2 protein-coding genes are annotated in these 7,929 nt (G+C 66.1%); both read right to left on the reverse strand.

The window, feature by feature from the left end:
- The coding region (locus ACTJKT_RS31180; protein ID WP_440790399.1) for an amino acid adenylation domain-containing protein at window positions 1-6,183 on the reverse strand (6,183 nt) is incomplete at its 3' end.
- Between the two features lie 3 nt (window positions 6,184-6,186).
- Window positions 6,187-7,929, reverse strand: a 1,743-nt coding sequence (locus ACTJKT_RS31185; protein WP_440790401.1) for an amino acid adenylation domain-containing protein, incomplete at its 5' end; no start/stop codon positions are given.

Consider the following 7,929-nt stretch of genomic DNA (forward strand, 5'->3'; position numbering starts at 1 on the left):
CAGGTGCGCCGGCACCATATAGTCCGGCAGGCGGGCCTTCAGCGCCCGGCGCAGGGTTTCGCGGCAAGTCGCCTGGGCGGCGCTATCCGCGGCCACTGTCGGGTCCAGGGCAACGATGTAACCCACCAACTGCTTGCCGCTCGGCCCATCCTGGGCCACCACCACGGCTTCGCGTACCGCATCCTGCTCGCGCAGGCGCGCTTCGATCTCGCCCAGTTCGATACGGAAACCGCGGATCTTCACCTGATGGTCGACCCGACCCAGGTAATCCACCACACCGTCCGGACGGCCACGGGTCAGGTCGCCGCTGCGGTACACACGGCTGCCTGGAGCACCGAACGGGTCCGGGACAAAACGCTCGGCAGTCAGCGCCGGACGCTCCAGGTAACCGCGGGCCACGCCTTCACCACCGAGGTACAGCTCACCGGCGACACCGATCGGTTGCAGGTTCAATTGGGCGTCCAGCACATAACCGCTGCGGTTGCCCAGCAGTTCGCCAATCGGTGCATAGGCCGCGCCACATGGGTCGCCTTTGCGGGCTTTCCACAGCAGTGGCGTGACCACGGTTTCGGTCGGACCGTAACCGTTGAACAGGTAGGTCGGACGCAAGGCACGCCAGGCCAGGTCATAGCTGGACTGCGCCACGGCGTCGCCACCGAAACAATACACCCGTACCGCCGGTGGGTTGCCGTCACGTTCGGCATGCTCGGCCAGTTGTTGCAGGTACACCGGTGGGAACACACCGACGGTGACGCCATGGCGATGCATCTGCGCATAGGTGTGCTCCGGCAGCCACAGGCTGTCGTCGCGGATCAGTACCCGGGCACCGTTGATCAGTGGGTGCATCCAGCCTTCGTGGGAACCATCGAAGGCAAACGACATGAAGTGCAGCTCGCAATCCGCCGGAGTCATTTCATAACGTTCGCCGGTGGCGATGATGTGCGCCACCAGCGGACCGTGGGATACCGCCACGCCTTTCGGCATGCCGGTGGAGCCGGAGGTGTAGATCACGTAGGCGAGGTTGTCGCCGTCCAGGGCCACGTTCGGTGCGCTGTCGTCCTCCCCTGCCCAGTCCTGGGTGCGGTCCACCGCCAGACTGTCCAGCCCGTCCGGAATCGGCAGCTGTTGCTGCACCGCGGTATGGGTCAGCAGCAATTTGGCGCGGCTGTCCTGCATCATGTACAGCAGGCGATCGCGCGGGTATTCCACATCCAGCGGCACATAGACGCCGCCGGCCTTGAGTACCGCGAGGAAGGCCACCATGATTTCCGCGCTGCGCGGCATGGCAATCGCCACCCGCACCTCCGGGCCGACGCCACGGGCGATCAGGGCTCGGGCCAGGCGGTTGGCGCTGCGTTCCAGCTCGCCGTAAGTCAGCTGCTGATCACCGAAGATCACCGCCACCGCATCCGGGTTGTTACGGGCCTGATCGGCCACCAGTTCATGCACCAGACGCTTGGCCGAGAAGCCGGAGTCCGTGCGATCCCACAGGGTCAGGATCTGTTGCTGTTCGGCGCTGTCGAGCAGGTTCAACTGGCCGATGCTCTGCTGCTGATCGGCGACCATGGCCTGCAACAGGTTCTGCCAGTGCCGGGCCATGCGTTCCACGGTGGCCGGCTCGAACAGGTCCCTGGCGTAGCCCAGCGAGGCCCAGATGCCTTCCTCGGCTTCCTGGATGTCCAGGTCCAGATCGAAGTGCGCGGTCCGGCTGTCCCACTCCAGGCCCTCGACCCGCAGGCCGGGCAACTGTTGTTCGGCGCGCCCGCCACGGGCGTCGGTCTGGTGGTTGAACATCACCTGGAACAGCGGGTTGTGGCTCAGGCTGCGCTCGGGTTGCAGCGCCTCCACCAGTTGCTCGAACGGCAGATCCTGGTGGCTTTGCGCTTGCAGCGCGCGCTGCTTGACCTGTTGCAGCAGTTGGGCAACCGTCATCTGCCCGTCGATATCGGCCTTGAGCACCTGGGTGTTGACGAAGAAGCCGATCAGGCGCTCGGTCTCCACCCGGTTGCGGTTGGCGATCGGCACACCGACGCGAATATCCTCCTGGCCGCTGTAGCGGTGCAACAGGGTCTGGAACGAAGCCAGCAACAGCATGAACAGGGTCACGCCCTGCTGCTGGGCCATGGCCTTGAGCTGGGTGGCCAGCAGCGGGTCCAGGGCGATGCCCAGGCGCGCGCCGCGATGGCTTTGCACCGCCGGACGCTGATGGTCAAACGGCAATTCCAGCACCGGCTGTTCGCCGCCCAACTGTTTCATCCAGTAGTCCAGTTGGCGCTCTCTTTCGCCAGCGTCCATCCACCCGCGCTGCCAGACGGCGTAGTCCGCGTACTGGATCGGCAAGACCGGCAATTGCAGGTCCTGGCCCTGGCTGTAGGCCGCGTACAGTTGCACCAGCTCATCGACCATGATCTGCATCGACCAGCCATCGGAGACGATGTGGTGCTGCACCAGCACCAGCACATGCTCCTCCTCGCTCAAGCACAGCAGCTTGACTCGCAACAGCGGGCCCTGCTCCAGGTCGAACGGCTGGGCGATTTCCGCTTCCACCAGGGTTTTCAGCTGGGCCTCATCGACGCCCTTGGCATCGACCCGTGCGATATCGACAGACGCCCCGGCACGAATCACCTGCACCGTGCGCTGGCCGTCCTGCTGCAGATGGGTGCGCAGGCTTTCATGACGCGCCACCAGGGTGTCGAAGCTGCGCTGCAGCGCGGCCCGGTCCAGGCGGCCTTTCAGGCGCAGGGCGCTGGGCACATGGTAGGCGGCGCTTTCGGGCTCCAGCTGCCAGAGGAACCACTGGCGCTCCTGGGCATAGGACAGGGCCAGGGGCTGGCCGCGTTCGACCGGCACCATGGCCGGCGCCTGGACGCCCTCGGCGTCGCCGGCCGGCAAGGCGCGGACGAAACCTTCGAGGCGCGGCTGCTCGAACAGGGTCTTGAGCGGCACCTCCACCCCCAGGGTGTGGCGCAGGCGCGAAACCACCTGCATGGCCAGCAGGGAGTGGCCGCCCAGTTCGAAAAAGTGGTCGGTCAGGCCGATGCGTTCGGCCCCCAGGATATCCGCCCAGATCGCCGCCACCTGTTGCTCCACCGCGCTCACCGGCGCGATCCAGGCCTGCTGTGCCTGGCTGGCGTCCGGTTTCGGCAGGGCCTGACGGTCCAGTTTGCCGTTGGGGTTGAGCGGCATGCGCTCCAGGAACAGCAGGTGCGCGGGCACCATGTAGTCCGGCAATTGCTCGCGCAGCGCGGCCTTGAGCTGCTCGCCCATGGCCTGTTGCTGCTCTGGCGAGGTCAGCGGCCGGGTCGCCACCACATAACCGATCAACTGGCTGTCGGAGGCCAGCAGCACGGCTTCGCGCACCTCGGCCTGGGCCAGCAGCAAGGCTTCGATTTCCCCCAGCTCGATACGGAAACCACGAATCTTCACCTGATGGTCGACCCGGCCAACGTACTCGATCACCCCGTCGGCGCGGTAGCGGGCCAGGTCGCCGGTGCGGTACAGGCGCTCGCCCGCCGCGCCGAACGGATCGGGCATGAAGCGCTCGGCGGTCAGCAGCGGACGCTGCAGGTAGGCGCGCGCCAGGCCACTGGAACTGCCGATATAGAGTTCACCCACCGCGCCCACCGGCAACAGGTTGAGGTCGCGGTCCAGCACATACAGGGCCCGCCCCGGCAACGAGCGGCCAATCGGGCTGGCCGTGGCTCCTGTGACTTGGTCGGCCGCGGAGCAGTCCAGCACGCTGGAGACCACGGTGGCCTCGGTCGGGCCATAAGTGTTGAGCAGACGCACATGCTCCAGGCCGGCCCGGCGCCATTGGGCAGGACCGTCGAGGGGCATCGCCTCGCCGCCGATATGCACCTGGCGCAAGGCCCCGTAGGAGCGCGGGCCGGCCGCCAGGCAATCGAGCAGGAACAGGTTCCAGTAGGCGGTCGGCAAGTCGGCCAGGGTAATGCCCTGGCGGATGATTTCGCGGTACAGGCGGGCGCTGTCCCACAGCTCGGGACCGCGCAGGACTACGCTGGCGCCATGGCTCAGGGCCGGGTACAGCTGCTCGACGAAACCGTCGAAGTTCAGGGTGGCGAATTGCAGGACGCGGTCATCCTGGGACAACCGCGAATAACCCGCGGCGATGTCGGCGAACTCGCTCAGGGCCGTGTGATCGATGGCCACGCCCTTGGGCTTGCCGGTGGAACCCGAGGTGTAGATCACATACGCCAGGTTGTGCGGATCGACCGCCAGCCCGGGGTTGTCTTCGGCGCACTGCGCCAGTTGCCCGTCCGCCAGGTCGATATCCAGGGCCGCCAGGTCGGCCGGCAGCGGCAGGCGCTGGCGCAGATGGGACTGGGTCAGCACCAGGCGCACAGCGCTGTCTTCGAGCATATGCACCAGGCGCTCGCGGGGGTACTCCGGATCCAGCGGCACATAGGCGCCACCGGCCTTGAGCACCGCCAGCAGGCTGACCACCATGGCGAAGGAACGCTCGACCGCGACCCCCACCAGCACTTCCGGGCCAACGCCCTGGCCGATCAGGTAATGGGCCAGGCGGTTGGCCTGACGGTTCAGCTCGGCATAACTCATGCGCTGCTCGTCCAGCAGCAGGGCCACGGCATCGGGACGCTGTTGGGCCTGCGCCTCGAACAACCGATGCACGGGGCCTTGCGCCGTGACAGTGGCGCCGGCATTCCATTCCCGGACCATGCGCCGCTGCTCGTCCGCGCTCAGCAGCGGCAGCTCGCCGATCAGCTTCTGCGAACTGTCGAGCATGCCGCGCAGCAGCCCTTGCCAGTGCTGCGCCAGGCGCTCCACGGTCGCCGCCTCGAACAGGTCGGTGGCGTAGCTCAGGGACGCCCAAAGGTCGTCGCCGGATTCCTGGGTGTCCAGGCTCAGGTCGAAGTGGGTGGTGTGGCTGTCCCACTCCAGGCCTTCCACGCGCAGGCCGGGCAACTGCTGTTCGGCGCGGGCGCCACGGGCGTTGGCCTGGTGGTTGAACATCACCTGGAACAGCGGGTTGTGGCTCAGGCTGCGCTCGGGTTGCAGCGCTTCGACCAATTGCTCGAATGGCAGGTCCTGATGGGCCTGGGCTTCCAACGCGCGCTGCTTGGTCTGTTGCAGCAAATGGGCGACGGTCATCTGCCCGTCGATATCGGCCTTGAGCACCTGGGTGTTGACGAAAAAGCCGATCAGGTGCTCGGTCTCGACCCGGTTGCGGTTGGCGATGGGCACGCCGATGCGGATATCCGACTGACCGCTGTAGCGATACAGCAGGGTCTGGAACGAGGCCAGCAGGAGCATGAACATTGTCACGCCTTCGCGCTGCGCCAGACCTTTGAGGCCCGCCGCCAGCGACGCATCCAGCTTCAGGTCCAGACGCGCGCCGCGATGGCTCTGCACCGCCGGACGCGGGTGGTCCAGGGGCAGCTCCAGCACCGGCTGCTCGCCACCCAGCAGGGCGCACCAGTACTCCAGCTGGCGCTCCTTCTCCCCGGCTTCCATCCAGCTGCGTTGCCACAGCGCGTAGTCGGCGTACTGGATCGGCAGCGCCGGCAATTGCAGGTCCTGGCCTTGGCTCTGCCCCTGACTGTAGCCGGCGTACAACTGCACCAGCTCGGCCACCATCACCTGCATCGACCAGCCATCGGAAACGATGTGGTGCTGCACCAGCACCAGCACATGTTCGTCCTCGGCCAGGCGCAGCAGCCTGACCCGCAGCAGCGGGCCCTGCTGCAAGTCGAAGGGCCGGGCGATTTCCGCTTCCACCAGGGTCTTGAGCCGGGCGTCGTCGGCGCCCTCGGCCTCGACCCGCACGATCTCGACGCTGGCCTGGGCATCGACCACCTGCAGCGTGCGCTCGGCATCCATCCGCAAACGGGTGCGCAGGCTTTCATGGCGCGCCACCAGGGCATCGAAGCTGCGCTGTAGCGCGGCCAGGTCCAGCCGGCCTTTCAGGCGCAGGGCGCTGGGGATGTGGTAGGTGACGCTCTCGGGTTCCAGCTGCCAGAGAAACCACTGGCGTTCCTGGGCATAGGACAGCGGCAGGCTGTCGACATCCATGCGGGTCGGGGCAATCGGCAGCTGAGCGAAGCTCATGCCACGGCTTTGCAGCCGTTTGTAAAACAGCTTGCGTTGTTCCAGAGGCAGGCGAACGAAGCGAGACACCAGATCGATATTTTCATTGGAAAGCATTGTTCAAATCGCCTCAAGTTCGCTCAAGAAATCTCTAAGATCATCAAAATCGGCAGCACTGCCCGACCGGCAATCGCCGGCGGCCTTGGCATAGGCCTGCAGTGACTCGGTCTGGAACAGCGCGGCCAAGGGCACTTCAAGCCCCAGCTCGGCATGCACCCGCGAGGTGATCTGGGTCGCCAGCAGGGAATGACCGCCCAGTTCGAAGAAGTGGTCGTTCAAACCGACCCGTGGCAAACCCAGGACCTCGGCCCAGATAGCGGCGATCTGTTGTTCCAGCTCGCTTTCGGGCGCCACGTATTCCTGTTGCAACAGGCTCGCGTCCGGCAGAGGCAGCCCCTTGCGGTCCAGCTTGCCGTTCGGGGTCAGCGGCATCTGTTCGAGGAACATCAGGTGCGCCGGCACCATATAGTCCGGCAGGCGGGCCTTCAGCGCCCGGCGCAGGGTTTCGCGGCAAGTCGCCTGGGCGGCGCTATCCGCGGCCACTGTCGGGTCCAGGGCAACGATGTAACCCACCAACTGCTTGCCGCTCGGCCCATCCTGGGCCACCACCACGGCTTCGCGTACCGCATCCTGCTCGCGCAGGCGCGCTTCGATCTCGCCCAGTTCGATACGGAAACCGCGGATCTTCACCTGATGGTCGACCCGACCCAGGTAATCCACCACACCGTCCGGACGGCCACGGGTCAGGTCGCCGCTGCGGTACACACGGCTGCCTGGAGCACCGAACGGGTCCGGGACAAAACGCTCGGCAGTCAGCGCCGGACGCTCCAGGTAACCGCGGGCCACGCCTTCACCACCGAGGTACAGCTCACCGGCGACACCGATCGGTTGCAGGTTCAATTGGGCGTCCAGCACATAACCGCTGCGGTTGCCCAGCAGTTCGCCAATCGGTGCATAGGCCGCGCCACATGGGTCGCCTTTGCGGGCTTTCCACAGCAGTGGCGTGACCACGGTTTCGGTCGGACCGTAACCGTTGAACAGGTAGGTCGGACGCAAGGCACGCCAGGCCAGGTCATAGCTGGACTGCGCCACGGCGTCGCCACCGAAACAATACACCCGTACCGCCGGTGGGTTGCCGTCACGTTCGGCATGCTCGGCCAGTTGTTGCAGGTACACCGGTGGGAACACACCGACGGTGACGCCATGGCGATGCATCTGCGCATAGGTGTGCTCCGGCAGCCACAGGCTGTCGTCGCGGATCAGTACCCGGGCACCGTTGATCAGTGGGTGCATCCAGCCTTCGTGGGAACCATCGAAGGCAAACGACATGAAGTGCAGCTCGCAATCCGCCGGAGTCATTTCATAACGTTCGCCGGTGGCGATGATGTGCGCCACCAGCGGACCGTGGGATACCGCCACGCCTTTCGGCATGCCGGTGGAGCCGGAGGTGTAGATCACGTAGGCGAGGTTGTCGCCGTCCAGGGCCACGTTCGGTGCGCTGTCGTCCTCCCCTGCCCAGTCCTGGGTGCGGTCCACCGCCAGACTGTCCAGCCCGTCCGGAATCGGCAGCTGTTGCTGCACCGCGGTATGGGTCAGCAGCAATTTGGCGCGGCTGTCCTGCATCATGTACAGCAGGCGATCGCGCGGGTATTCCACATCCAGCGGCACATAGACGCCGCCGGCCTTGAGTACCGCGAGGAAGGCCACCATGATTTCCGCGCTGCGCGGCATGGCAATCGCCACCCGCACCTCCGGGCCGACGCCACGGGCGATCAGGGCTCGGGCCAGGCGGTTGGCGCTGCG

It is taken from the genome of Pseudomonas sp. 22526, from assembly GCF_052044735.1.
Lineage (GTDB): Bacteria > Pseudomonadota > Gammaproteobacteria > Pseudomonadales > Pseudomonadaceae > Aquipseudomonas > Aquipseudomonas piscium.